The sequence below is a fragment of the Cupriavidus sp. 05N39 genome, from assembly GCF_056397325.1.
Genome location: NZ_JBFTNE010000233.1, coordinates 1 through 2,008 on the forward strand (window position 1 = coordinate 1; position 2,008 = coordinate 2,008).

Annotated in this window: 2 protein-coding genes; both read left to right on the forward strand. The window is 71.7% G+C overall.

Annotated elements, in window-relative coordinates; all coding sequences use genetic code 11:
* The coding region (locus AC1DN0_RS40920) for a dihydrolipoamide acetyltransferase family protein (protein WP_477146603.1) at positions 1-854 on the forward strand (854 nt) is incomplete at its 5' end.
* A 60-nt stretch (positions 855-914) separates the two neighbouring features.
* Positions 915-2,008, forward strand: a 1,094-nt coding sequence (locus AC1DN0_RS40925; protein WP_477146604.1) for an FIST signal transduction protein, incomplete at its 3' end; no start/stop codon positions are given.

Consider the following 2,008-nt stretch of genomic DNA (forward strand, 5'->3'; position numbering starts at 1 on the left):
GCCCTGGGCCGCGGCGGCGGCGCGGTGCGGGCAGTGCCAGCCGTGCGCGCCCTGGCGCGGCCCTGGGCCGCGGCGGCGGCGCGGTGCGGGCAGTGCCAGCCGTGCGCGCCCTGGCGCGGCAACTCGACGTGGACCTGGCGATGATCACCCCTTCCGGCGCGGATGGCGTCATCACCGCCGCCGACGTGCGGCGCGTGGCCGCGACGCTGGCGGACCTGGGGCCGCCGGAAGTCTTGCGCGGCGTGCGGCGCGCGATGGCGCAGAACATGGCGCGCGCGCAAAGCGAGGTCGCGGCGGCGACCGTGATCGACGATGCCGACATCCACGCCTGGGCGCCCGGCACCGACACCACGATCCGGCTGGTGCGCGCGCTGGTCGCCGGATGCCGCGCCGAACCCGGCCTCAATGCCTGGTACGAAAGCCAGACCGGCCGCCGCCATGTCCCGAAGCGGATCGACGTAGGCATCGCGGTAGACCTGCCCGAAGGCCTGTTCGTGCCGGTGCTGCGCGACACCGGCAACCGCGACGCGGCCGACCTGCGGCGCGGCCTGGACCGCATGCGCGCGGACGTGCGCGCGCGCAAGATCGCGCCCGAGGAAATGCGCGGCAACACCATCACGCTGTCCAACTTCGGCATGATCGCCGGCAAGTACGCGGCGCCCATCGTGGTGCCGCCAACGGTGGCCATTCTTGGCGCCGGCCGCATCCACGACGCGGTGGTGGCATCCGGCGGCGTGCCTGCGGTGCACCGCATCCTGCCGCTCAGCCTTACCTTCGATCACCGGGTGGTCACGGGCGGCGAAGCCGCGCGCTTCCTGGCCGCGGTGATTGCCGACCTGGCCTTGCCGGTATAGGCCAGAACACATCTTGCAGGCCGAGGCCCGGCAGCTTGCCGGCCTGGCCGCGGAGCGACCATGTCCGATGCTTCTTTCATCCATGCTCACGCAGCCCATGACGACTGGCGGGAGGCGCTGGCCCAGTGCCGGACGCAACTTGACGCGCAACTGGCGGCCCGCCAGGCAGCGCCGGGCGGCGGCGCCGCGCTCACGCTCGGGTGGTGTTACCTCAGCGACTATTACGCGCCGTCGGCCGAGGACATACTCACCGCGCTGCGGGAACACTGGCCAGGCGTGGCCTGGGTAGGTACGGCCGGCGTGGGCGTCTGCGCGGGCGGCGTCGAGTACATCGACGAGCCCGCCATGGTGCTGATGGCGGCGTCGTTGCCGCCCACCGCGTTCAGGCTGTTCTCCGGGCTGCAGCCGCTGCCCCCCGCCTCCTCCGCCTTCGTGCCCCATACCGCGCTGGTGCATGCCGAAGGCAGCACGCCGGATGTCCAGGACCTGCTGCACGAACTGAGCGAGCGCACCGCCACCGGCTACCTGTTTGGCGGCCTGTCATCGGCGCGCAACCGCACCCTGCACATCGCCGACGGTGTCTTCTCCGGCGGGTTGTCGGGTGTGCTGTTCGACGCCGGGATCGGCCTGATCTCGCGGGTGACGCAGGGCTGCAAGCCGATCGGGCCGGTGCGTATCGTCACCCGTGCCGCGCATAACCTGCTGTTCGAACTGGACGGCGAACCCGCGCTCGACTGCGTCCTGAAAGACCTGGGGCTGGGCGGCGATGTGCCGGAGGAAACCTTGTCCAGCGTACTGTCCGCCACGCTGGTGGGCCTGAGCACCGGGGGCGACGATGCACCCAGCGTGCCCGGCAGGTTCGGCGTGGAAACGCTGGTGCGGCATGTGCTCGGCGTGGACATGCAGCATGGGGTGCTGGCGCTGGCGGATGTGGTGGAGGACGGAATGCGGCTGGCGTTCTGCACGCGCAATCCCGCCGCGGCGCGGGCGGATCTGGTGCGCGTGGCTACCGAGATACGGGCTGAACTGGAGAGCGGCGCGGCTGGCCATGCCCTGGGGGCGCTGTATATCAGTTGCTCGGGGAGGGGCGGGCCGCATTTTGGGGCGCCGGGGGCGGAGTTGAAGATGGTGCGGGAGGCGTTGGGGGATTTGCC